At 69.5% G+C, this 22,646-nt stretch carries 22 protein-coding genes; 1 reads left to right on the forward strand and 21 read right to left on the reverse strand.

Annotated elements, in window-relative coordinates:
- Positions 1–3 precede the first annotated feature (3 nt).
- The 4 genes from BDD16_RS15645 to xoxF all read right to left on the reverse strand — a co-directional run bounded on the left by BDD16_RS15645 (position 4) and on the right by xoxF (position 3,994).
- Entirely contained in the window at positions 4–756 is a 753-nt protein-coding gene (locus BDD16_RS15645; RefSeq protein WP_179634803.1) for a hypothetical protein, read from the reverse strand.
- 41 nt (positions 757–797) lie between these two features.
- The gene (locus BDD16_RS15650; RefSeq protein WP_179634804.1) at positions 798–1,664 is read right to left on the reverse strand and encodes a substrate-binding domain-containing protein; all 867 of its coding nucleotides are present in this window, start codon (positions 1,662–1,664) and stop codon (positions 798–800) included.
- 2 nt (positions 1,665–1,666) lie between these two features.
- A complete protein-coding gene (locus BDD16_RS15655) occupies positions 1,667–2,077 on the reverse strand; it encodes a c-type cytochrome (RefSeq protein ID WP_375139096.1) in 411 nt (136 codons plus the stop codon).
- A gap of 153 nt (positions 2,078–2,230) precedes the next feature.
- Positions 2,231–3,994 carry a PQQ-dependent ethylene glycol dehydrogenase XoxF gene (xoxF, locus tag BDD16_RS15660; protein ID WP_218898107.1) on the reverse strand — a complete coding sequence of 588 codons (1,764 nt, stop codon included), beginning with the start codon at positions 3,992–3,994 and terminating at the stop codon, positions 2,231–2,233.
- A gap of 540 nt (positions 3,995–4,534) precedes the next feature.
- Between xoxF and BDD16_RS15665 the strand changes: the two genes are divergently transcribed.
- Positions 4,535–4,915 carry a translation initiation factor Sui1 gene (locus BDD16_RS15665; protein WP_179634807.1) on the forward strand — a complete coding sequence of 127 codons (381 nt, stop codon included), beginning with the start codon at positions 4,535–4,537 and terminating at the stop codon, positions 4,913–4,915.
- Here the strand turns inward: BDD16_RS15665 and BDD16_RS15670 are convergent.
- From BDD16_RS15670 to argH, 17 genes are all read right to left on the reverse strand, one after another.
- Positions 4,896–5,600 carry a response regulator gene (locus tag BDD16_RS15670; protein WP_179634808.1) on the reverse strand — a complete coding sequence of 235 codons (705 nt, stop codon included), beginning with the start codon at positions 5,598–5,600 and terminating at the stop codon, positions 4,896–4,898. The two genes, BDD16_RS15665 and BDD16_RS15670, sit on opposite strands and share 20 nt — an antisense overlap.
- On the reverse strand, positions 5,597–7,051 hold the full coding sequence (locus BDD16_RS15675) for an ATP-binding protein (RefSeq protein WP_179634809.1): 1,455 nt from the start codon (positions 7,049–7,051) through the stop codon (positions 5,597–5,599). Before BDD16_RS15675 ends, BDD16_RS15670 begins: the two co-directional genes overlap by 4 nt.
- A 22-nt stretch (positions 7,052–7,073) precedes the next feature.
- A complete protein-coding gene (locus tag BDD16_RS15680) occupies positions 7,074–7,409 on the reverse strand; it encodes a YkgJ family cysteine cluster protein (RefSeq protein WP_179634810.1) in 336 nt (111 codons plus the stop codon).
- Between the two features lie 55 nt (positions 7,410–7,464).
- Positions 7,465–7,920, reverse strand: a complete 456-nt coding sequence (locus BDD16_RS15685) for an MSHA biogenesis protein MshP (RefSeq protein ID WP_179634811.1) — start codon at positions 7,918–7,920, stop codon at positions 7,465–7,467.
- Positions 7,917–8,810, reverse strand: a complete 894-nt coding sequence (locus BDD16_RS15690) for a type II secretion system protein (protein WP_179634812.1) — start codon at positions 8,808–8,810, stop codon at positions 7,917–7,919. Before BDD16_RS15690 ends, BDD16_RS15685 begins: the two co-directional genes overlap by 4 nt.
- Positions 8,800–9,258, reverse strand: coding sequence for a type IV pilus modification PilV family protein (locus BDD16_RS15695; RefSeq protein ID WP_179634813.1), 459 nt, complete (start codon positions 9,256–9,258; stop codon positions 8,800–8,802). The genes BDD16_RS15690 and BDD16_RS15695 overlap by 11 nt, the downstream gene beginning before the upstream one ends.
- Positions 9,248–9,751 carry a pilus assembly FimT family protein gene (locus BDD16_RS15700; protein ID WP_179634814.1) on the reverse strand — a complete coding sequence of 168 codons (504 nt, stop codon included), beginning with the start codon at positions 9,749–9,751 and terminating at the stop codon, positions 9,248–9,250. Before BDD16_RS15700 ends, BDD16_RS15695 begins: the two co-directional genes overlap by 11 nt.
- Before the next feature lie 7 nt (positions 9,752–9,758).
- Positions 9,759–13,097, reverse strand: a complete 3,339-nt coding sequence (locus tag BDD16_RS15705; protein WP_310732778.1) for a DUF6701 domain-containing protein — start codon at positions 13,095–13,097, stop codon at positions 9,759–9,761.
- Between the two features lie 52 nt (positions 13,098–13,149).
- Complete coding sequence (locus BDD16_RS15710) at positions 13,150–13,539, reverse strand: type II secretion system protein (RefSeq protein ID WP_179634816.1); 390 nt, start codon at positions 13,537–13,539, stop codon at positions 13,150–13,152.
- Positions 13,540–13,653: 114 nt separating this feature from the next.
- Entirely contained in the window at positions 13,654–14,904 is a 1,251-nt protein-coding gene (locus BDD16_RS15715; RefSeq protein WP_310733997.1) for a type II secretion system F family protein, read from the reverse strand.
- Positions 14,905–14,908: 4 nt separating this feature from the next.
- Positions 14,909–16,630 (reverse strand): GspE/PulE family protein, encoded by a 1,722-nt coding sequence (locus BDD16_RS15720; protein ID WP_179634818.1) that lies wholly within the window; start codon positions 16,628–16,630, stop codon positions 14,909–14,911.
- Between the two features lie 15 nt (positions 16,631–16,645).
- Entirely contained in the window at positions 16,646–18,304 is a 1,659-nt protein-coding gene (gene mshL, locus BDD16_RS15725) for a pilus (MSHA type) biogenesis protein MshL (protein WP_246332571.1), read from the reverse strand.
- Positions 18,304–18,804 carry a hypothetical protein gene (locus BDD16_RS15730; protein WP_179634819.1) on the reverse strand — a complete coding sequence of 167 codons (501 nt, stop codon included), beginning with the start codon at positions 18,802–18,804 and terminating at the stop codon, positions 18,304–18,306. The genes mshL and BDD16_RS15730 overlap by 1 nt, the downstream gene beginning before the upstream one ends.
- A gap of 2 nt (positions 18,805–18,806) precedes the next feature.
- Complete coding sequence (locus BDD16_RS15735) at positions 18,807–19,460, reverse strand: hypothetical protein (RefSeq protein ID WP_179634820.1); 654 nt, start codon at positions 19,458–19,460, stop codon at positions 18,807–18,809.
- Complete coding sequence (locus tag BDD16_RS15740; protein WP_179634821.1) at positions 19,457–20,104, reverse strand: PilN domain-containing protein; 648 nt, start codon at positions 20,102–20,104, stop codon at positions 19,457–19,459. Before BDD16_RS15740 ends, BDD16_RS15735 begins: the two co-directional genes overlap by 4 nt.
- Before the next feature lie 4 nt (positions 20,105–20,108).
- Positions 20,109–21,032 (reverse strand): hypothetical protein, encoded by a 924-nt coding sequence (locus BDD16_RS15745; protein ID WP_179634822.1) that lies wholly within the window; start codon positions 21,030–21,032, stop codon positions 20,109–20,111.
- A gap of 120 nt (positions 21,033–21,152) precedes the next feature.
- Positions 21,153–22,583 (reverse strand): argininosuccinate lyase, encoded by a 1,431-nt coding sequence (gene argH / locus BDD16_RS15750; protein ID WP_179634823.1) that lies wholly within the window; start codon positions 22,581–22,583, stop codon positions 21,153–21,155.
- Positions 22,584–22,646: the final 63 nt, after the last annotated feature.

A 22,646-nucleotide genomic window follows, 5' to 3' on the forward strand; every position in this document is an offset into this window, starting at 1 on the left:
CGTTCACGGACGCACAGGCGGGGTCCGCGTCAACGCGGCCGAGGCCGCGGGTGTGTAGGCGGGTCGCGTGGCGCCATCGATCCAGAGCGCCTCCTCGATCAGCGGGCTGCTGCCGCCTTCGGGGCCGGCCGTGGTGCGGATCGAGACCACGGTGCCGGGGACCGCGGTCGACAGCAGGAACACGTACTGCTTGCGCGCCAGCTGCTCGAAGCGCGCCCGGTTCGGGTCGTCGAGGTAGGGCTGGATCACGATTTCCTGGCCGGCGAGGGTCTGGCCGCGGTAGCTGAACCGGACGTCGCGGACCTGTGCGCCCTGGTAGAGCGCCATGCGGATGCGCTTGCGGAAGTAGTGGGCCTGGCCCTTGGTGAGGCGCTGCATCTCGCGGATGTCGTGCTCCAGGAAGTACAGCGTGACCGGGTTGCCCTGGGCCTGTTCGAGATCGGGCAGCGTGACGCGCCGCTCGCCGGTGAGGAACGCTCCGGTGGCGGCGCAGCACTGGCCGTCGGCTTGCCGGGTCAGCTGGATGCCGACCTGGTCCTCGAACGGCGGTTCGAGCGTGCCGCTGCGCTGGAAGCGGTAGGTGAGGGTGGTCGGGGGGCGGACCTGCTGCAGCTGGTTCCCCATCAGCAGCAGGCGCTCGGCGGCCGAGTAGTCGGGCGGTGGCGGCGCGGTCTGGGCCAGCACGGGCAGGGTCGAGAGCGCGGCCACCAGGCCGAGGGGCGCCAGCAGCCGGTGCAGGAGGGTCGGACGGTTCATGCGGGCTTCTCCGGGGAACACGGGGGAGGCACTGGGCGGGCTCAGCGCTGGGCAGTGCTGGCGCCGCCTTCGTCGACCAGCGGCACCCCGAAGTCGTTCAGGATCGCCCGGATCTCGGGCCGGTGCGTGTCGATCACCTGCTCGATCTGCTGCTTCCATTCGCGCTCGCCGTAGCGCACGCCCATGGCCATCTCGTAGTCGAAGCGCACGCCGGGTTCGGACTTCATCGGCACCACCACGAGCTGCGGCGCGCTGACGCGCTTGGCAAAGAAGCCGGCGATCGGGCCCCAGACGATGGCCACGTCGATCTTGCCGCTGGCGAGTTCCTTCTCCAGCAGCTCGCCGGGGTACTGGGCCGGATCGGCGTTGAGCATCTGGTAGGGCACGCCCTGCTCGACGAGCTGGTGCTTGTTCAGCCACTCGGAGGCGGGCGAGCGGTCGTAGATGCCGATGCGCAACTGCTTCAGCCGTTCGGGGCCGAGGCCGAGGAAGTCGAGCGTCGAATGCACCTCGTCGAGCCCCTTGCCCTTCGGGTAGACCAGCGCGTAGGTCGAGCGGTAGTAGGGCTTGGTGACGGAGACCTGGTCGAAGCCGACCGGCACGCCCATCACGATGTCGCAGCGGAAGTCCTCGCCCGGCAGCTTGTAGCGCAGCGTGTTGCGGATGAAGGCCATCCGGGCGGGGAAGGCGTAGTAGGTGACCGGCAGGCCGAGCGCGCGGCCGAACAGCTCGGCCAGCTTGTTCTCGATGCCTTCGCCCGCCACGTTCGAGAACGGCAGGTTGTTCGGGTCCTGGCAGACCCGCAGGGCCTTGCGCTCGCTGTCCTGGGCGCTGGCGCTCAGGGGGGCCACCGCCAAGGCGGCCAGCAAGAGGGCCGCGGCGGATGCGGTGGCGGTCTTGGCGGACATGGCTACTTGATCTCCTCGACCTTGGCCCGCGTGATGGCACCGTCGGAGCGGCCCTTCAGGTAGGCGTAGAGCTGGTTGATGTTGTCCATCACCACGGGACTGTTGCCGAAGCTCTGCATGCCTTTGTCGAGGCGGCCGCTGGTGACGGTGGTGATGAATTCCGCCTTGGTCAGCGTCTTGAGGCTGTTGACCAGCGACGGGCCGACCATGCCTTCCTGGTTGGCACCGTGGCAGCGGTCGCAGGCGGCGGCCCGCCAGGCACGGAAGCCTTTCATGGTTTCGGCATCGACCTTGTAGCCCTCCTGCACGGTGTAGAGCGGGGCAGCGGGCTTGTCCTGGGCCGAGACGGCGGTGCAGGTCAGCACGAGGGCGGCGCAGAGGGCCGGGATCAGGGCGGGTCTTCTCACGGGAATGGTCTCCAAAGGCCAGGGGTGGGATGCGGTGGTGCAAAAAGGGCCGGGGCGACTGTTCCAGGATCGCTCCGGCCTTGGACAAGGTGAACGGCGCATGGTTCTCCCACCCTTCAACGCCGTTCACCGCTCGCTGGTACTGGTGATTTCCCTTGCTCAGTTGGGCAGCGCGAAGATGGTCAGCGAACCACCGAGTTCGGTGTACTGGTTCAGCTCCTTGTAGCCGCCCACGGCGCCCAGGCCGTCGGTGTCCTTCTCCAGACCGGCGGCCATGCCGATGCCGGCCCAGCCGCCGATGCCGGAGAACACGCCCATGTACTGCTTGCCCTTGTGCTCATAGGTGAACACGTTGCCGATGATCCCGGACGGGGTCTTGAACTTGAACAGCTCCTTGTTGATGTCCTTGGCATCGACGCACTTCAGGTAGCCCTCCAGCGTGCCGTAGCAGCTCAGGCCGCCCGCGGTGTTGAGCGAGCCGCTCCACACCGAGAACTTCTCGGCCTTGCTCTGCACGATCTTGCCGGTGCCGGCGTCCCAGGTGATGTAGTTGCCCATGCCGCCATGGCTGCCCGGCGTGGGGTACATCGACAGCGTGGCGCCCACATACGGCTGGCCCGCGGTGTACTCGACCTTGAACGGCTCGTAGTCCATGCAGACGTGGTTCGTCGGCACGTAGAACAGGCCGGTGTTCGGGTCGAACGAGGCGGGTTGCTGGTCCTTCGAGCCGAGGGCCGCCGGGCAGATGCCCTTGGTGTTGACGTCCGGCCCGTTCTGCGCCGTCGAGTACTTGGACACCACCTGCGGCCGGCCGGTCTTCATGTCCACATGGGTGGCCCAGTTGACCTTCGGGTCGTACTTCTCGGCCACCAGCAGCGCGCCGGTCACGCGGTCGAGCGTGTAGCCGAAGCCGTTGCGGTCGAAGTGGACCAGTGCCTTGGTCGGCTTGCCCTTGACCGGGATGTCGGCCAGGATCATCTCGTTGATGCCGTCGAAGTCCCACTCGTCGAACGGCGTCATCTGGTAGACCCAGTTGACCTTGCCCGTGTCCACGTCACGCGACCAGATCGACATCGACCACTTGTTGTCGCCCGGGCGCTGCGAGGGGTTCCAGGTCGACGGGTTGCCGGTGCCGTAGTAGACGGCGTTGGTCGCCTTGTCGTAGCTGTACCAGCCCCAGGTCGTGCCGCCACCGATCTTCCACTGGTCGTCCTTCCAAGTCTTGAGCGAGGAGTTCGCGCCGACCGGCGTGACCTTGCCGTCTGCCCAGGTGGTGGACTTGACCGGGTCCATCAGCATCTCGCTGTCGGGGCCGACCGAGTAGCCCTTCCAGACCTGCTTGCCGGTGTTGATGTCGTAGGCGGCCAGGAAGCCGCGCACGCCCCATTCGCCGCCGGAGATGCCGGTGATGACCTTGTCCTTGAAGACGTGGGGGGCGTTGGTGTTGACGGCGCCGAGCTTGGGGTCGCCGTTCTTGACCGTCCAGAGCACCTTGCCGGACTTGGCGTCCAGGGCGACGAGGTTGGAGTCGGCCTGCTGCAGGAAGACCTTGCCTTCGGCGTAGGCCAGCCCGCGGTTGACGGTGTCGCAGCACATCTGCGGGATCACGGCCGGATCCTGCTTGGGCTCGTGCTTCCAGAGGATCTTCTGGGTTTCGAGGTCGATCGCGAACACCTTGTTCGGGAACGGCGAGTGCAGGTACATCGTGCCGTCGATGACCAGCGGCGAGCCTTCATGGCCGCGCAGCACACCGGTCGAGAAGGTCCAGGCGACCTGCATCTTCCCGACGTTGCCCTTGTGGATCTGGTTGAGCTTGCTGTAGCGCTGGTTGAACATGTCGCCCGCCTGCATCGCCCAGTTCTTGGAGTTGGCGATGTTTTTCTCGACGTCGGCGTTGGCCAAGGCGAGGGTGGGCAGACTCATCAGTGCCACGCAGGCACCACGTACCAGCCAGTTGCTCCGTTCGACGGATGCGTTCATGGAATGTCTCCTTGCTCACGATCACGGGTGGTCTTCTGACGGGGGGACATGGAGTCGCCGGCAACCACCGGAACCTGACGCGACCTGTCACACACCCTCTTTTTCGCAACTACCGTGCCCATTTCGAGGCGTGTCGCAGCGCGTTCGCACAGGCGCGGTGCCTGCGTGCGGCGCCTGTGGGCGGAATGGGTCGAAAGCGTGCGTGGAAACCCTGAACCGGGCATTCCGGGGTGCCAGGGATGGGGGTTGCGGCGGGTCAGGGAGACCGCTGGAGCAGGGAAACTACCGAGCCTGCGAGGGCCGTCCAGCCAGCCCGAACCGACCCGGATCGGCCTGGCGCGGAGCGGGGTGGACCGGAGCGGACCGCTTGCCCCCCCTCAGTTTCGGAGCAAAGTGTTGCACCCGCTGCGCGGTGTGATCCGGGCACTTTTCCGCTGCCCGTATGCTGGCGACCTTGTTGCCACCCGAGCCGGTCCGTCGTCCATGCATCCGCCCCGATCCCCATCCCCTTCGCCCGCTTCCAGCCTGGTCTATTCGACCGACAGCGGGCGCATGTGCCCGCAGTGCCGCCAGCCGATGGCGCAGTGCGCCTGCAACACGGCGGCCGTCGTGTCGGTCTCGGCCGATGGCATCGTGCGGGTGTCGCGCGAGACCAAGGGGCGCGCCGGCAAGGGCGTGACGCTGGTCAAGGGGCTGGGGCTGGAAGGCGACGCGCTGACCACGCTGGCCAAGGCGCTCAAGGCCACCTGCGGCAGCGGCGGCACGGTCAAGGACGGCGTGGTCGAGGTGCAGGGCGACCACTGCGACAAGGTCATCGCCTGGCTGGCCGCCAAGGGCTGGAAGGTCAAGCGCGCCGGGTGCTGACTGGCTCGGCCGGGGCATCGAAACGATAGCCCACGCCGTAGACCGAGGCGATGCAGTCGTCCTCCGCGCAGACCGCCTGCAGCTTGCGCCGGAGGTTCTTCACGTGGGTGTCGATGGCGCGGTCGCTCACGTCGCGCAGGTCGCCGTGCGCGCTCTCCAGCAGCTGCGACCGCGAGAACACCCGGCCGGGCTGGCTGAGCAGCTGGCGCAGCATCCGGAACTCCAGCGGCGTCAGCGACAGCCACTGCCCGCGCCACGCGATGCGCAGCCCCGCATCGTCGAGGGTCCACAGGCTGGCCGATCGGGTCACCCGGCCCTCGGCGCGGCGCAGCAGCGCCTGCACGCGGGCCATCACCTCGCGCGGGCTGAACGGCTTGCAGACGTAGTCGTCGGCGCCGCTGTTCAGGCCCAGCAGCCGGTCCAGCTCGTCGATGCGGGCGGTCACCATCAGGATGGGCACGTCGCTGAACTGGCGCACGGCGCGGCACAGGCTCACCCCGTCCAGCCCCGGCAGGTTCAGGTCCAGGATCAGCAGGCTCGGCGGGGCGTGCCGGACCTCGGCCAGCGCCAGGTGCCCATCGGCCAGCGTCCGGGCGTCGAACCCTTCGCTGCGCAGGTAGTCGAGCAGCAGCAAGGCGATGCGCGGGTCGTCCTCCACCACCAGCACGCGGCGTTCTGAGGTCATGCGGCACCGCCTGTCGACCGGGGCAGGTCCAGCGTGAGGCACAGGCCGCCCAGTGCCGAGGCCGACGCCGTCAGCCGGCCGCCATGCGCCTTGGCGATCGTCTGGCAGATGGCCAGGCCCAGCCCGCTGCCGCCCGTGCCACTGCGGCGGGCGGCGTCACCGCGGTACAGCGGCTCGAAAAGCTGTGCGCGTTGCTCGGCCGGCACCCCGGGCGCGCTGTCGTCCACCACCACCCGCACCCCGTCATCGACACAGCTCAGTCGCACCCGCACCTGTCCGGGCGACTCGGTGTAGCGCAGGCTGTTTTCCATCAGGTTGTCCAGCAACTGCTCGATGCGGCCGGCGTCCCATTCCACGGTCAGCTCGTTCAGCGCTGACAGCTCGTCCGGCACCTCCAGACGCAGGTCCAGCCCGGCAGCGCAGGCGCGGGCCTCGTAGCGGCGGTGCAGGCGCCGCACCAGGGCCAGCGCATCGTCCTCGGCCAGGTGGCAGGGCAGCGTCTGCAGGTCGGCGATGGCCAGCAGGTGCAGGTCGTCCACCAGCTTGTTCAGCCGCAGCACTTCCTCGTGCAGCACCGCGATCGCTTCGGGCCGCAGCGGCCGCACCCCGTCTTGCAGCGCCTCGATGTCGCCGCGCAGCACCGTCAGCGGCGTGCGCAACTCGTGCGAGATGTCGGCCAGCCAGCGGCGCCGGATGCCTTCCAGTTGCTGCAGGCCTTCGGCCATGCGGTTGACGTTGCGCATCACGTCACCGATCTCGTCGCTGCGCCCGGCCAGGTCCGCACCGTCCGGCAGGCGCACCGTCAGCTCGCCCTGGGCCAGCCGCTGCGTCGCCTCCTGCACGGCGGCCAGCGGGCGGGTCCAGCGGCGCGCGAGCCAGGTGGCCGTGAGCACGGCCAGCACGATCAGCCCCAGCCCGCCGGCCGCGATCAGGGCGTACTGGTCCCGCAGAAAGCGCGCTTCGGCCCCGGTGCGCACCATCGGCGCGGGCCGCATGCGCGCCACGGCCACCACCTCGCCGTTCACCCGCACTGACCGCTCGACCAGGGGTACTGCGTTCGGCGGGGCGAAGCCGGGTTCTCCGAGCAGCACGGTGCCGTCCGGCGCGACCACCTGAATGCGCTGAGGAAAACCGTCCGACCGGCCGGAAGGGGGCGGAGGCGGCATGCTCGGCGATCCTCGCTCCCCTGGTCGCGGCCTCGGGTTCAACTCGTCCAGCAGGCTGGTCAACCCCAGACGCCCGTCTCGCAGGGCCGACAGACCGTCGTCGCGGGCCAGGCGAGATTCGAGGATGCCCACGAAGCGCTCGAAATGCAGGACATCCCGCGAGGCCAGGTACTCGCCAAAGCCGTTGCGCAGGTGCCAGGCCGTCAGTCCACCCAGGGCCAGCACGGCCACGCCGGCAAACGCCAGCAGGGTCAGGGACAGGGTGTGGACGAGGCGCAGGCGCATGTCAGGCAGGCCGAGCCGGGGGTCAATCCAGCGGCGCCATGCCGTGCCGCCGCCGCGCCCGTCCGCAGGCGTCGTCCCCGCGCCCGAGTGGCGCCAGCATCCCGAACTCGCGGCACGGCCCCGGCCGCCACTCGTAGATCCCGCAGCCGGCTTGCACGCCGACCGTGCCGACCAGCGCGGCGCAGCGCGGGCGGGCGTGGTCGGTGCCACGCATGCGGGCCGTGCCGTCGTTGACCTCGACGGTGAGGCCGTCGGGCACGCAGCCGCCGCAGGACTGCAGCTCCTGGGTCGAAAAGTCCACACGGAAACTCGCGCAGCAGGCGCCGCAGCTCAGGCAGGGATTGGGGGCATCGCTCATGGTGGGCGTGACGATAGCGCAGCCGGCCGTCCGGCCGGCAGCCGCTGCGCCGCACTCACTGCGTTGCCTGCACCTGGCGCCGGCGTTCGATGTAGCCGGGTTGCACCGCGCGGGCGTTGTCCGGGCAGGCGCTGGTGCTGTTGCAGGCGACGGCGTTGACCGTGTAGACACGCAGCGTCTGGGCGGCTCCGCTGGTGTTCTCGCCCTCGTTGTAGAGGTTCGACGAGCAGCGCACGGTGACCCGCATGCCGATGTCGGCGCTCAGGTCGAGCGTCTGGCTGGCGCCGCTGCACGTGGTCCAGCTGCCCTTGAGCGCCTGGTAGAGACCCCACTCGGTGCCGGCGCGCGCAGCCGCCCAGGCCCGCGCGCCGAGGATGTCCTGGGCCGAGCCGGTCTGGGTCGATTGCCCCAGGCGCACGATGGCCGCCGCCAGGCTCGCCAGCACCACCAGCACGAAGATCGCCGCAATGGCGCCGAAGCCTGCAGAGGCACGGGAATCGGTGCGTCTCATGGCACGTTCGACACATGGGCCCCGACGACCAGCGACACGCTTTCGTTGCGGCGGGTCAGTTCGAGTTGCAGGTAGACAAAGCCGTTCTGCTGCGTCGCGCCCTGGTTGGGGTCGTAAGTGAGGGTGCAGCGGCTCAGGCCGGTGAGCACGGTCTGGCCCCCTGCGACCGACGGGCAGGCGCTCGGGTAGCTGGCGTTGAAGCCGTAGCCCGACAGGCGCACCAGCGTGCCGCGGGCGGTGCCGCTGGCGTCGAGGGTGCCGTCCGCGCCGCTGCAGACGTAGAACACCGCCTGCTGGCTGGCGCTGACCACGCTGAAGCGGCCGCCGTCGTAGCCGAGCGGAAACTGGGTGGGGGTGATGCCCAGACGGTGCTGGCCGAAGGCGGCGGTCGGGGTGGTGACCGAGGTGATGGCGGCGCGGGTGCTGCCGCTGTAGACGTCGTTGGGCGACTGGTTGCCGACGACCAGCCAGTCGCCGACCGCCGGGACCGTGGACAGCGGGGTGAGCACGTCGAGCGTGCTGGTCAGCGCGGTGGTGTCCAGCGGCGCGGCGCAGGTGGCGGACGGCGTGCAGCCCGCGCCGCTGTCGTTGACCGTGTCCGCCGCCATGCGCAGCCGCCCGCCGGCCATCGTCGGCACCAGCTCGACACACTGGCTGCCCGGGCTGCGCACGGAATTCGGCACCGCCAGCCGCACCTCGCCCACCAGCCGGCGCAGCGCGGCATCGGCCTGTGCGGAGAGATCGGCGCGGTTGCGGGTCGCCAGGTAGCTGTCGAAGGCCGGGCGGAAGAACACCGTGAGCGACGCCGCCATCACGCCGCCGATGACGATCACCAGCACCAGCTCCAGCAGCGTGAATCCCCGGGCGGTGCGGATGCGGTCAGCTCGCATAGTCCAGCCGCCAGCCGGTCAGGGTGAGCTGGTCGCTGCCGCGGCTGACGGTGACGTCGATGCGCCGGGCCGCCGACAGGCCGCCGAAGGTCGCGGCCTGCACCGTCACCCGCAGTGAGTAGCCGGCGAGGGTGGCGACCGGCGTGCCGTCGATGGTGCAGACCTGGTTGGTCGTGGTGTAGCCGTGGTAGTCCATCAGGTCGTTCCACGTCGTGCGGGCGCAGCCGCCGGCGGCGGCATTGGCGGCCGCGGCATAGGGCTTGAGCTGGATCTCTTCGAGCATTTCCTCGGCGATCGACAGCAGCTGCTTGCGCACCACCGGGTCGGAGGAGCCGCGGGTGACGGTCGAATAGGCCAGCAGCACGCCCGCCAGCCCGACCCCGAGGATCAGGATCGCGATGACCAGCTCGATCAGCGTCATGCCGCGTGCGCGCCGCCTACTCGACATGGCCGGTTTCCCCGAGGACGGTGATGGCGGTCTGGCCGGTGATGGTGATCTGCCAGCTGGCGCTGGTGGCGCCGGCCGCGTCGGTGGTGGCACGGCCGCTGGGCTGGAAGTAGATCGTACCGGCCGGACTCAGCGCGGTGGCCGTGCCGCTGCCGGTGGCGTAGACGCTCTGGCCATCGGGGCCGACGAGCGGATCGGAGCAGGCGCTGGCCGGGTTGGCCGCGGCGATGCGCAGGCTGACGCCGCCGGTGGCGATGTTCACGCAGACCAGCCGGCGGTGGGCGACGGCGGTCTGGCGGGCATTGCGCAGCGCGGCGATCAGCTCGCCACGCCAGGCTTCGTCGCGGAAGCCGAAGACGCCGTCCAGGCTCGGCATCGCGAACACGGCCAGCACGGAGGTCAGCACGATCACGCCGAGCAGCTCCGGCAGCGTGAAGCCGCGGGCGCGCAGACCGGCGCCGGGGTGGAGGAGGGCAGGGCGGAGCAGGGACATCCGGGATTCAGTACAGCTCGCGCACATGCACGGTCTTGCGGGTCTCGGGGCTGGCGACGCCGAAGCTGGCGCGGGCGGCCGGGTCGCGGTCCCAGGTGCTGGCGCAGCTGCCGTTGCGGCCGCGCAGCCAGGGCAGGCCAGCGCCGGTGCTGGCCGGGTGGCTGGACAGGCAGCTCGCGTCGGTGGTCGTGCTGCCCAGGTTCAGCGCGAGGTCGACACTGCCGGTACTGCCCGTCGGCGTCGGTGCCGACAGGCTGATCGTGCCGTTGCCGCCGAGGATGGTCAGGGCCCCCGGCGTGGTGGTCCAGGCCGTGGTGGCGCTGCCCTGGTGGCTCAGGTAGCCGGCGCGCACGACCGAGGCGGCCGGCACCGTGGTGCAGTTGTCGGCGCTGTTGAGCGCCCAGGTCTTGCCGGTCCAGTACTGGGCCTGCACGGGCAGCTGCAGCGCGGTCTTTTCCGAGCCGAAGACGTTCGACAGCCACAGCCGCCCGCTGCGCAGCGGCATGGCCGGCTCCAGCGCGCCGCTGGAGCTGACGCCGTCGGCGTCGGTGGCGCGCAGGGTCAGGCTGCCGGGGGCGCTGGTCTTGCTGGTGTAGCTGTAGGTCACGCCGGTGGCTGAGGCTACGCCGGTGGTGAACCGGCTGGCGGCGACTGTGGGGGTACTGCCGAAGCTGCCCAGGCCGAGTGCGGCAGCGTCCGACAGCGTCACCGTCTGCGCGAAGGCTGGGCTGAGGGCGCCGCTGCCGTCGTAGTTGACTGTGCGGGTCGGTGTGCCCAGGCCGTTCATCGCCATGAGGCTCACGGTGAACGGCTGGCCTGCGTAGCTGAAGCTGCCACAGGCGGGTGTGGCGACCACGTCGAAGTGGTGCGGGATGAAGCGGCCGAGCGTGGTGCCGGCCGAGCCGGTGCCGCCAGTGACGGCAGTGCCGGTGCCCAGGTAGCTGGCCAGATCCGCCTTCAGGTCGATGCGGCCGACTTCGCTCCAGACCAGGTTGCTGGCGGTGGCGCTGCCGCTGGCGAAGGCGCCGAGGCTGCCGGAGAAGGTGCCGCTGCTGCTGCCCGTGCCGGTGGGCGAGGCCTTGACGTGGCTGAGCGTCGGGATCTGTGCGGTGGGGGACTCGCGGCCGAAGTTGGGCGCCGTGTTGCCGAGGCTGTTGCGGGCGCGCAGCGTGGCGGAGAAGGCGTTGCCGGCCTTGGTCGTGCCGGTCGGGTACGCGGTGAACTCGAACGAGGCAGGCGAGGCGATGAAGCTGGTGCTGCCCGTCATCGTCAGGCCGGTGTCGTTGCTGGCGGCGCTGCCGGTGTAGGTGCCCGTGACCTGCACCTGGCCGACGTCCGCGTAGGCGAGGGTGGCGCTGGCGGTGCCGGTGGCGTCGAAGGTCAGCGGGGTGGCGCGGCCCGTGGCGTCGCAGGCGGCCGCCGCGTTGCTGGTGGCGTTGACCGCGGTGCCGTCGATGCGCATGGGCAGCGTCCCGCTGGACGGGTTCAGGTAAGCGCACTTCAGCGTGATCGACTTCGCCCCGGTGATGGCCGGCACGCACTGGCTGCTGTTGTCCGAGGAACGCACGGCGCGCACGGTCAGCGTGTTGCCGCTGCTCTCGGCCAGCTGGTTCGACGCGGTGAGCAGCAGGCCGCTGGCGCTGGCGGTGTAGGTGCAGGCGGGGCTGCCGAAGTTGCAGGTGGTCGCGTTGCTGGCGGTCGGCGCGCTGGCGGTGGCGCCGAGCAGGGTCGTGCCAGCGGTGGTGCGCTGCACCCGGCGGTCGACCGTGCTGCTGCCGCTCGGGATGGTCACCGTCGCGGTGTCGGCCCAGACGACGCTGGCGCTGGAGGACAGCGTGGCGGTGACGCCCAGGGTGTAGGGCGTGCTGCAGCTGGCATCCGCACATGCGGCGATGGTGAGGGTCGAGGGTGTGCAGGTCAGGCCGGTGCCGCTGGCGTGGCGGATTTCCAGGTGGTCCAGCGTCGGTGTGCAGCCATGCGTCTGGGTGAAATCGAGCGCGACCTGCGCCAGCGTGAGGTCGTAGTTGTAGAGGCGCACTTCGTCGAGGCGTCCGTTCGCGGAGTTCAGGGTGCCACCGGTGGATGTGACTGAACCGTGGTTGTCGCCGATCATCAGCGAGCCAATCGAGTAGTCGATCAGACCGTTGGTCGTGCCCGACGCCGTGGCGACTTGGGCTCCGTTGATGTAAAGCTTCAGCGCACTCTGTGTCGCGATGCCGGTGAGTGACCAGGTGGCCGCGATGTGACCCCAGGTGTTCGCGGCGATGCTCTGTACGGGGCTGCTGACGGTGAGGGCGTTGCCGGCGCTGTCGGACACGACCAGCCGCAAGACCCCCGCCTGTACCGAAAGATGGAAGGGGCGCGTAGCGGTGGTGGTGGCGTCCATCAGCACGCCGGTGGTGCCGGCCCATGTCGCGTTGCCTGCGTACCAGAACGACAGCGTGCCCTTGGATCCGAGCACCGAGCTGACCTGCACGGACGATTCGACACCGGAGATGGTCGCGTTGGTGTTCGACGGCACGGACAGCGCCCGGCAGATGCGACCGCTGGCGGTATTGACGGCGGAGCCGGCGCGCACGCCGTGGTTGTTGTTGCCGGAACTGTCGAGCACTTCGCCCACCGTGCCATTCCAGCTCATTTCGTCGAACCGGAAGTCGGCGACCCGGTTGGGCAGGGCATTGGGGATGTACCAGCGGATGGCGCTGCCGCTGGCGTTGTAGCCGGTCTTGTAGGCGTAGAGCGTGTAGTTGGTGCTGTTGATCTGCACGCCGATTGTGGCGTTGGATCCGCTGGCGTTCGCGTTGCCATACTGGTACTTGAACTCGCCGTTCTCGTACAGGATGATCTGAAAGGTGTACGGCGTCGTTAATCCGAATTGCGGAACATTGGTCCAGGATGCGACGAAGTAGCGGTTAGGTGCGGAGCCCTTCTGTTCCCAGGTGACCGTGCCGCCTTTGGCGGGATTCAGGTCGGTCCAGTAGGGCATCAGGGTGTTGGTCGTCGCCCCCGAGGAGGTGCACCCGGAGATCGCTGGCACATTGCCCACGGGCATGTTGGTGTTGGGATAGACGCGGAACAGACCGTTGTCGGTGCCGAACTGCAGCAGGCCGTTCGACATGATCCGCACGCTGGAGTAGCTGGTCCCCGCGAGCTTGAACTTGAAGCCACCGGTGAAGTTGATGGTGGCCTGGTCGTCGTCGACCTGGGTGACCGTGTTGGTCGTGCACAGGCGTTCCCAGGTCACGGTATTGGCGGCGGACTCCCAGGCGTAGAGGTCGCTGCGCGGCGCATAGGTGCCGGCCTGTGCCAGGCCCGGCAGCAGGCCAAGCCACAGCACTGCCCTCACCAGGCGATTCAGTAGTCCGGCCACGGTGTGCCGCCCGCTCGGCCCTTCAGGCTCAGTTGCCCGCGGCGATCGCGGTGAAGTTGGAGGTCTGGCCGCCGCCGGTCACCGTGCAGGTCGAGGTGCTGCCGTTGGTGGTGCCCGGGTCGGTGCCGCCCAGCGTGTAGCCGGTCGGCAGGCCACCCTGCAGCAGGCCCGACGCATCGGCGCAGGCGCTGACCTTGACGCACTTGTTGGCCGTGACGACATTGCCGGTCAGCGCGCAGCCGGCGTAGTTCAGGTTCATGGCCGATGCCGCTGCACCTGCCACGCCCGCGACGCTCGCCGCTTGCGCGTCGCTCTTCATGTCGATGAACTTCGGCAGGGCAGTGGCTGCGAGAACGCCCAGGATGACGATGACGACGATCAGTTCGATCATCGTGAAGCCGGCTTGTCGTGATTTCATGGAATGCTCCAGGTCTGTTGGATGTCGGGCAGCGCGGGCGGTGAGGTCGCTTGTACCGGGGATGTCGACCTCGGAGGGCCTTGACTTGAGGGGCTTTTCATGCTTGATGCGTCCTCATTTGGCAAATGCCGTGCGGCCCAGATCCCAGACCGGCAGGAACACCCCGAGGGCCAGGATCAGCACCAGCACCCCGAGGAAGATGATCAGGATCGGCTCCAGCTGCGCGCTGAGGGTCTTCAGCTCGTACTGGACTTCGTTGTTGTAGAGGTCGCTGACCTCTTCGAGCAGTTCATCAATGGCGCCGGTTTCCTCGCCCACGGCCAGCATCTGCAGCACGACCGGCGTGAAGATGCCCGTCACGGCGGCGGCCCGCAGCACGGACTCGCCGCGTTCCACGCTGTCGCGCATGCCGTCGATGCGGCGGGCGATGTGCTGGTTGTCCACCGTCTGGGCGACGACCGACAGCGCCTGCGAGATCGGCACGCCACTCTTCAGCGACAGCGAGAAGCTGCGCGCGAACCGCGCCAGCATCGCCTTGCGCACGATCTTGCCGGCCACCGGCACCTGCAGCATCCAGCCATCCCAGCGCAGGCGCCCGCCTGGTGTCGCGATCCAGGCCCGCAGCACCATCCCGCCGACCAGGACCGCCAGCACGAGCAGTCCGCCGTAGTCGATCGTGAAGCGCGAGGTGGCCAGCAGGATGCGCGTGGCCAGCGGCAGCGTGGCGCCGGCCTGCTGGAACACGGTGGCGAAGGCCGGGATCACCATCACGTTGATCACGCCGATGGCCGCGACCATGGCGCTGACCACGAAGCCCGGGTAGCGCAGCGCCGACTTGACCTGCTGGCGCATGAACAGCTCGAACTCCTGGTGGTGGAACAGGCGCAGGAAGATCTCGTCGAGCCGGCCCGTCATCTCGCCGACGCGGACCAGCGCAATGTAGAAGTTGTCGAACACCCGCGGGTGCTGCGCCAGCGACATCGACAGCGCGATGCCGGACTCCAGGCTGCGGCGCACCTCCGCCAGCGTCGTCTTCATCTTGTCGCTGGTGGCGGTCTCCTGCAGCCCCATCAGCGCCCGCAGGATCGGCACGCCCGCGCGCAGCAGCGTGTTCAGCTGCCGGCTGAAGATCAGCAGGTCGACGGGGGCCACCTTGGGCTCGAACAGGTGTTCGGGCAGCAGGCTGCGCAGCATGGCGCCCGCATCGCTGCCGGCGCCGGGCCCGCTGGATTCCCGGATGGTCAGCGGGATGATGCCGCGGCCGATCAGGGCGTCTGCGGCGGCCGAGGCGTGGGCCGCCTCGATCACGCCGCTGGTGGCCCCTGCCTGTGCAGAGTGCCCGGTCCAGGCGTAGCGCTGCATCATCGCCTCACCCCGCCGGCCCTTCGGCCATCTGGTGGCTCACGCGCATGGCCTCGGCCACGGTGGTGCGTCCGGTCAGCACGAGCCGCGCCGCGTCCTGGCCGAGGTGGTGGCCGGCCATCTGCCGCCGTGCTGCCTGCGCGAAGGTGAGCGGATCGCCGTGGTTCATCGCCTCGACCAGCTCGCGTGTCATTTCCAGGATCTCGTAGACGCCCGTGCGTCCACTGAAACCGGTGTGGCTGCATTCGTTGCAACCGGCGCCACGGCGCAGCGGCGCGGCATCGACCGTGCGGCCGCACTGCGTCTCCAGCCACGCCAGCTCGTGGGCGTCGGGCCGGTGGACCTCGGCGCAGTGCGGACAGATCACCCGCACCAGCCGCTGCGCCAGCACCATCTGCAGCGACATCGCCACCATGTAGCGCGGCACGCCCATGTCGATCAGCCGCGCTGGCGTGGACATGGCGTCGTTGGTGTGCAGTGTCGACAGCACGAGGTGGCCGGTCAGCGCGGCGCGCAGGCCGATCTCAGCGGTGGCCTGGTCGCGCATTTCGCCGACGAGGATCACGTCCGGATCCTGCCGCAGCGCGGCGCGCAGCACGCGGGCGAAGTCGAGGTCGATCTTGTCGTGGACCTGCACCTGGTTCAGGCCCGGCAGCCGGTATTCGACCGGGTCCTCGACGGTGATGATCTTGCGCTCGCTGTTGTTCAAGGCATTCAGCGCGGCGTAGAGTGTGGTGGTCTTGCCGCTGCCGGTCGGGCCGGTGACGAGCACCATGCCGTTGGGCTTGGCGATGGCGCGGCGCAGGGCCTCGGCCACGCGCGGCGGCAGGTTCAGGTGGTCGATCGACAGCAGGCCCGAGCTCTGGTTGAGCAGCCGCATCACGATCGACTCACCGTGCTGCGTCGGCATCGTCGAGATGCGCACGTCGATCGCGCCGCTGCGCAGCGTGACCGCGAAACGGCCGTCCTGCGGCAGGCGCCGCTCGGAAATGTCCAGACCCGACATCAGCTTCAGCCGCAGCGCCACCGCGGCGGCGATCTTGGCGTCGGCCTCGGTCTGCACGTGCAGCACGCCGTCGATGCGGAAGCGGATGCGCAGCGAACTCTGCTGCGGCTCGATGTGGATGTCCGAGGCCCGCACGCGCAGCGCTTCCTCGAACACCGAGTACAGCAGCCGCACGACTGGCGCGTCCTCGGCGCTGGCGGTGTTCAGGCCGAGCAGGTCGCCCAGGCTGTCCTCGACGTTGCGCAGCTCGCTGGTCAGCTCCTGCGCCAGACCCGCGATGGCCTCGGTGTTGCGGTAGGAGCGGTCGATGGCCCCCAGCAGCTGGCTTTCGGCGACGACGATCAGCTCGATGTCGCGCTTGACGATGCGGCTGATCTCGTCATAGGCGCTCAGGTCGGTCGGATCGGCCATGCCGACGCGCACACCCGTGGTGGTCTCGTCCAGCACCATGGCGCGCAGCCGGCGGGCCTGCACTTCGGGCAGCAGCCGGGCAACTTCCGGGCGCACCGAGCGCTTGGCCAGATCGAGGTAGGGCGCGCGCAACTGCCGCGCCAGCGCCTGCGCGATCTGCACCTCGTTGACCCAGCCGCTGTCGATGAAGACGCGGCCGAGCTTGCGCCCGGTGGTGCGCTGGGAGAGCAGCGCCTCGGCGAGCTGTTCGGCGGTGATCAGGCCCTGCTGGACCAGCAGGTCACCGAGTCGGATGCGTTCTGGGCGGGCCATGCGGGGGGGCTCCTGTCACTGTCCGCGTTTGGCGTCCGGGAATGGGGCGATGCTGGCGTCCGGGATGCGGGCATCCGCTTCCGGCCAGGCGCTGTCCTCGTGGATCACCGTCGTCTTCATCAGGATGACCAGCTCGCGCTTGCGCATCACGGTGGCTTTCTGGCGGAACAGGCCCCCGACGACGGGCGCATCGCCCAGACCGGGCACCTGGCTGTTCTCCTCGCGCTGCTCCTGCTGCATCAGGCCGCCGATGGCGACGATCTGGCCGTCCCGGACCCGCACGATGGAGTCCGTCTCGCTGATCGTGCTGGCCGCCAGCGGCAGCTTGTAGGAGCCCAGCGAGCCGAGGTTGATCGACTTCTGCTTCTCGGTGACGGTGCTGATCGAGGGGTGGACATGCAGCATCACCATGCCGTCCTTGTCGATCTGCGGCGTCACGTCGAGCGCGATGCCCGAGAAGAAGGGCTGCAGCGTCACCGAGGGCACCGAGGTGGTGGAGGAGCCTGTGGAGCTGATCGTCGAGGACACGCCGGTCACGTACAGCTCGTCCGAGCCGACCTTGAGCACGGCCTTCTGGTTGTTGATGGTGGCGATGCGCGGGCTGGACAGCACCTGCACCCGGCCCTGGGTTTCGAGGAAGGTCAGCAGCGTCGAGAAATTGGCGTTCTGGAACGACACGCCATAGAACGCCTTGCCCGAGGCGGCCGCGGTGGTCGTGGCTGCGGCCATGTCGACCTGGCCGGTGCCCGACAGCGTGATGCCTGGCGCGAGGGCCGCGATGCTGAGCGCGCCATCGAGGAAGCGGCCGAAGGCGCTCCAGTTCACGCCGGTCTGCGCATCCTTGCTCAGCTCGACTTCGAGGATCTTGGCTTCGAGCATCACCTGGCGCTCGATGCTGACCTGCACCGCTTCGAGGTACTGCGCGATCTGGCGCAGCTCCAGCGGCGTCGCCCGCACGACGATGACGCCGGCCGACGCGTTGACGATCACGCTGCGGCGCTGGCTGCCCTGGGTGTCGCTGGTCAGCATCGCCGACAGCGAGCCCTGCACGTCGCGCCAGAAGTCGGCGTCCGAGGTGGTGCGGACATGGGCGGTGTCGTCCTGGCGGCTGCCGGGCACCGTCGAGCCGTTGCCGTTGCCGGTATTGCTGCCCATGGCGCCGTTCCCACCCGCACCGGCCACCGTGCCGTTGCCGCCACCCCCGACCTGGCTGATCGAGCTGGACGTGACGCGGATGTCGCTGGTGCCCTGGCGGCGGCCGGGCAGGTAGTTGATGCGGAAGACCCGCGTCTGTACCGTGTTGGGCTGCACGTAGATGCGCCGGCCACTGATGCGGTAGTGGTAGCCGTACAGTTCGCGCATGGCGTCCATCGCGTCCAGCACCGTGGTGTCGCGCAGGCTCAGCGACACCGTGCCCGTCACCTCGGGCGACAGCAGCACCTGCCAGGGGGAGCCGGCCGCGATCTGCAGGAAGACCTGCGACGCGGGTGCCTGGTTCACCGAAAGATCGAAGCGGCCTTCGGCCGAGGCTGGCGCAGGCACCGTGGCGGGCAGGGGCGGCGCCAGCGGAAGGCTGGCGGCCAGACCCAGGCCGGCCCGTGCGAACAGCAGTCCGCACACCATGGCGCGGGCGAGGGGCGTCAGGCCGGAGCGGAAAGAGAGGGTCTGGGCCATCAGGGTTCCTTGCGCGCGGTGGTCTGCCCGGGCGTGGGGGCGGTCAGGGGGTCGGGTGCGGGCGCCTCGACCGGCGCGTAGAGCCCCAGCCACTGCGTGCCGCCGCGGGGCAGACGCAGCCACACACCGTCGGCGCGGATGTCCTGCACGGTCGCATCGCCCAGCCGGTCGCCAACCCGTACCAGCTGTCCGTCGATCAGGGCCGTGGCACGGCCAGGGGTCGCATCGGCATGCAGTTGCAGCCCCTGCACACGGGGCGGTACCACGGGTGCGGCGGGGCGCAGCGAACGCACGTGGGCCACGGGCTCGGCTGCCAGCGGTCCGGCACGCTGCATGGACAGCGTGGCCGTCGCCGGTGTGGTGCCCACGCCTGGTGGCGGACGTGTCGGATCCGGCAGGGCTGCGCGGGCGGCACTGCCCGACAGCAGCACCCACAGTGCGGCCGACAGCAAGGCCGACAGCAGCGGGGCGATCATCAACAGGCGTGCCTGGACAGTCATGGTCAGATTTCCACCCAGCGGGCGTCCGTGCTCAGCGTGTGCAGGCGCAGCGTGAGCCGCACCTGGGGATGCTGGAGCACCTGGAGCTGCAGGCTGCCCCACAGCAGGCGCTGCGGCGAGGCTTCCAGCGTCTTCAGGTAGTCCAGCAGGTCGGTGTAGCGGCCCTCGACGCTCAGCTCCACGCCATGGCGGTACAGCGTCGGGGTGCCCTGGTCGAGTGCCGTGCGGCCGAGCGACTGCAGGCTGCGCAGCTTCAGCCCGCTGTGGCGCGCGAGCAGCTGCTCCAGCAGCGGCAGCATGTCGGCCGGGCTGACAAGGTCGCTCGTGCGGCCCTGGGCATCGGCCTGGGCCACGCGGGCTTGCAGCGCCGCCAGCTCGGTCTGCAACTGGCGCAGATCCAGGTCCTTGCGCTGGTGGAGGGCGGTGATGCTCGTGTCCAGCGTCTGCAGCACCTGGGCCGAGGTCTGACGGGCCTGACGGGCCTGGTTCCAGGCCTTCCACGACGGTGTGACCCAGAGCTGATCGACGGCCATGAACACCACGGCGGTGCAGCACATCGTCACCAGCAAGCGCTCGCGCGGGCTCAGCACCTGATAGCGGCGACTCAGCGTTTGCCACCGTGCGGCCAGGCCGGGAGAAGACGGGGTCGGTGTCATGGCTTCGCGGGCTCCGTGCGCGGGGCCTGGCTGGACAGCGTGAACTCGCTGTAGTTCGGCTGGCTTGCCGGCTCCAGCTCCAGTCCGTCGGTGGCCGGACTGCCGGAGCCACCGGGGCGGATCTGCAGCGTGGCGAAGGCGCGTCCCTTGAAGCGGGGTTCGGACTGCAGGCTGCGCAGGTAGTCGGGCAGCACGGCCGGGTCGGTCATGCGGCCCCGGATCTCGATGGCATCGTCGCTGCCCTGCAGGGTCAGACCGGTGATCCAGACGGCGGGGTGGGTCTGGCGGGCCAGGGCCTCCAGATGCGCGGCATAGCCTTCGCGGCGGCCGGCGCTGCCGTTGTCCAGCAGGCCTTGCAGGCGCTGGACAGCGGCCTCGTGGTCGCGCAGGCGCTTCACCTGGTCGCGTTCGGCCTGTTCGGTGCGGCTGGTGGCGGACGGCAGCAGTGCGCTGCGGCGGATCTCGGCCTGGGCCGCGAGCTGCAGGGTGTCCCTGTGGATCTGCCGGGTGTGCCACTGCAGCCCGACCCCGACGACCACCGCCAGGGCCGCCAGCGCCCCCTGCAGCATCAGCATGTGGCCGAGTGCATTGGCCTGCCGGCTCTGGCACAGGCTGCGGGCGTAGAGGTTGAGCTGCTGTGGCATGGGGTCAGGCGCGGCGCAGCGCGGCGCCGATCGCGATGGGGGACACGGTCGCCGCTGTCAGCGTGCCGGCCAGATCGGCCCCGTCGAAGTCGATGCAGTCCTCGATGCGCAGCCGCACCACCGGCACGTAGAGCAGCTCGCGCACGTAGTCGGTGAAGGCGTCCGACGTGGTCGTGGACACCACCAGCCGCGACAGCGTCACCCGGCTGAAGAGTCGTTCGAAGCTGTCGAGCGTGCGCTGCAGCTCCAGCCCGGCGCGGTCGAAGGCCTGCTGGCGCAGCGCCTCGTCCGGCTCCGCGATCTGGGCGGCACTCACGTCGATGTGGCGGGCTTGCAGCAACTCGCCGCCAGCGGTGATCACCAGCGTGCTGTGGGTCTCGTCGATGAGCAGCAGCGCGATGCCGCGTCCGGGTTCTTCGAGCAGCGTGGCCAGATTGCGCAGTGCGGTTTCCGGCAGGTCCATCACCTTCCACGGTGCCCGGGCGCGCAGCGCGTCTTCGGCGACGGAGGCCAGTTCCTGTCGCGGGGCAATGGCCGCGAGCACCGACGGGCGCCCGCGCTGGTTGGTTTCTGCGGGGATTTCGAGCAGGTCGATCTGCGCGTCCGCGACCGGGAAGCTCACGAGGTCGCGCAGTTGCCAGCGCACCGCGTCCGCCCATTGTTCGCGGGGCACTTCCGGCGCTTCGGCGGGCAGCAGCAGGTACTGGTGGCGCTGCAGCACCAGCAGCCGGTGGTGGCGCTGCAGGGCGCGCTGGCGACGCAGATCGCGCAGGCTGGTCATCGGCGCGGACCAGTCGAGCGGGCAGGCCCAGCGTACCTGCGGCCGGCCATCGGCCGGCCAGCGCAGGTAGAGTGCCTGGGCGGTGGCACCCTGGGGCACCACCACCACCCAGCCATCCAGCCGAGGTTGTCGCAGCCAGGAGAACACGCGGATTCACTCCATCAGAAAGGATGGGGCGATGCTGCCTGTGTCGGTACCAGCTCCAGACTCGAAAAAGCGATGCAAAACGCGGCCACAAGGGGCCGCGTCGTCAGGGGGCAGTGAGGGTCAGCCCAGGCGTGCGCGGTGCCGCGCGATCTGCGCGCGCACCTGCACCGGGGCGGTGCCGCCCAGCACATTGCGGGCGTTGAGCGACCCGGTGAGGCTCAGTACCTCGAAGACGTCGGACGCGATCCGCGCATCGAAGCCCTGCAGCGTGGCCAGCGGCAGCTCCGACAGGTCCTGGCCCAGCGCGATCGAGGTCTTCACCGCGTGGGCCACCACTTCGTGCGCGTCGCGGAAGGGCAGGCCCTTCTTGACCAGGTAGTCGGCCAGGTCGGTGGCGGTGGCGTAGCCGCGGCGGGCGGCACGCTCCATCGCGTCCTGCTTCACCGACAGGCCGCCGGCGCGCGACCCATCGGCCGCCACTTCGCCGCCGATCATCTCGGCCATGATGCGCAGCGTGTCCTTGACCGTGTCGACGGTGTCGAACAGCGGCTCCTTGTCTTCCTGGTTGTCCTTGTTGTAGGCCAGCGGCTGGCCCTTCATCAGCGTGATCAGGCCCATCAGGTGGCCGACGACGCGGCCGGACTTGCCGCGCGCGAGTTCGGCGACGTCCGGATTGCGCTTCTGCGGCATGATCGACGAGCCGGTGCAGTAGCGGTCCGACAGGTTGATGAAGCCGAAGTTCTGGCTCATCCAGACCACGATCTCCTCGGCCAGCCGCGACACATGCACCATCACCAGCGTGGCGAAGGACGTGAACTCGATGGCGAAGTCGCGGTCGCTCACGGCGTCCAGGCTGTTCTGGCAGACGCCCTCGAAGCCCAGCGTGCGCGCCACGCGCTCGCGGTCGAGCGGGTAGCTGGTGCCGGCCAGCGCTGCCGCGCCCAGCGGCAGGCGGTTGACGCGCTTCCTCAGGTCGGCGAGCCGCTCAGCGTCGCGCGAGAACATCTCGACGTAGGCCAGCAGGTGGTGCGCGAAGCTCACGGGCTGGGCAACCTGCAGGTGCGTGAAGCCGGGCAGGATGACCTCGACGTTCTGCGCCGCGACGTGGACCAGCGCGCGCTGCATGTCGTCGAGCAGCGCGGCCGTCGCGTCGATCTCGTCGCGCAGCCACAGGCGCACGTCGGTGGCCACCTGGTCATTGCGGCTGCGGCCGGTGTGCAGGCGCTTGCCGGCGTCGCCCACCAGCGTGGTCAGGCGGGCCTCGATGTTGAGGTGGACGTCTTCGAGGTCGAGCTTCCACTCGAAGGTGCCGGCCTTGATCTCGGCATGGATCTGCGCCATGCCGCGCTGGATGTCTTCCAGGTCCTGCGCGCTGATGATGCCCTGGGCGGCCAGCATCTCGGCGTGGGCCAGGCTGCCCTCGATGTCGGCGCGCCAGAGGCGCTTGTCGAAGGTGACGCTGGAGGTGTAGCGCTTGACCAGCTCGCTCATCGGTTCGGAGAACAGGGCGGACCAGGCTTGCGACTTCTTGTCGAGTTGATGGGTGCTCATCGGCGGGCGGCTCAGGGAAGGGGACAATCGGAGAATCTGCGCGGATTGTAGAGAGCGCGCCTG

Origin of the sequence: Sphaerotilus montanus, from assembly GCF_013410775.1 — a bacterium.
Taxonomy (GTDB): Bacteria; Pseudomonadota; Gammaproteobacteria; order Burkholderiales; family Burkholderiaceae_C; genus Sphaerotilus; species Sphaerotilus montanus.

Bases quoted from the DNA above. Each gene is read 5' to 3' on its own strand.
- BDD16_RS15645 (WP_179634803.1), bottom strand. From the start codon at position 756: ATGAACCGTCCGACCCTCCTGCACCGGCTGCTGGCGCCCCTCGGCCTG.
- BDD16_RS15650 (WP_179634804.1), bottom strand. From the start codon at position 1,664: ATGTCCGCCAAGACCGCCACCGCATCCGCCGCGGCCCTCTTGCTGGCC.
- xoxF (WP_218898107.1), bottom strand. From the start codon at position 3,994: ATGAGTCTGCCCACCCTCGCCTTGGCCAACGCCGACGTCGAGAAAAAC.
- BDD16_RS15665 (WP_179634807.1), top strand. From the start codon at position 4,535: ATGCATCCGCCCCGATCCCCATCCCCTTCGCCCGCTTCCAGCCTGGTC.
- BDD16_RS15670 (WP_179634808.1), bottom strand. From the start codon at position 5,600: ATGACCTCAGAACGCCGCGTGCTGGTGGTGGAGGACGACCCGCGCATC.
- BDD16_RS15675 (WP_179634809.1), bottom strand. From the start codon at position 7,051: ATGCGCCTGCGCCTCGTCCACACCCTGTCCCTGACCCTGCTGGCGTTT.
- BDD16_RS15680 (WP_179634810.1), bottom strand. From the start codon at position 7,409: ATGAGCGATGCCCCCAATCCCTGCCTGAGCTGCGGCGCCTGCTGCGCG.
- BDD16_RS15685 (WP_179634811.1), bottom strand. From the start codon at position 7,920: ATGAGACGCACCGATTCCCGTGCCTCTGCAGGCTTCGGCGCCATTGCG.
- BDD16_RS15690 (WP_179634812.1), bottom strand. From the start codon at position 8,810: ATGCGAGCTGACCGCATCCGCACCGCCCGGGGATTCACGCTGCTGGAG.
- BDD16_RS15695 (WP_179634813.1), bottom strand. From the start codon at position 9,258: ATGTCGAGTAGGCGGCGCGCACGCGGCATGACGCTGATCGAGCTGGTC.
- BDD16_RS15700 (WP_179634814.1), bottom strand. From the start codon at position 9,751: ATGTCCCTGCTCCGCCCTGCCCTCCTCCACCCCGGCGCCGGTCTGCGC.
- BDD16_RS15710 (WP_179634816.1), bottom strand. From the start codon at position 13,539: ATGAAATCACGACAAGCCGGCTTCACGATGATCGAACTGATCGTCGTC.
- BDD16_RS15715 (WP_310733997.1), bottom strand. From the start codon at position 14,904: ATGATGCAGCGCTACGCCTGGACCGGGCACTCTGCACAGGCAGGGGCC.
- BDD16_RS15720 (WP_179634818.1), bottom strand. From the start codon at position 16,630: ATGGCCCGCCCAGAACGCATCCGACTCGGTGACCTGCTGGTCCAGCAG.
- mshL (WP_246332571.1), bottom strand. From the start codon at position 18,304: ATGGCCCAGACCCTCTCTTTCCGCTCCGGCCTGACGCCCCTCGCCCGC.
- BDD16_RS15730 (WP_179634819.1), bottom strand. From the start codon at position 18,804: ATGACTGTCCAGGCACGCCTGTTGATGATCGCCCCGCTGCTGTCGGCC.
- BDD16_RS15735 (WP_179634820.1), bottom strand. From the start codon at position 19,460: ATGACACCGACCCCGTCTTCTCCCGGCCTGGCCGCACGGTGGCAAACG.
- BDD16_RS15740 (WP_179634821.1), bottom strand. From the start codon at position 20,104: ATGCCACAGCAGCTCAACCTCTACGCCCGCAGCCTGTGCCAGAGCCGG.
- argH (WP_179634823.1), bottom strand. From the start codon at position 22,583: ATGAGCACCCATCAACTCGACAAGAAGTCGCAAGCCTGGTCCGCCCTG.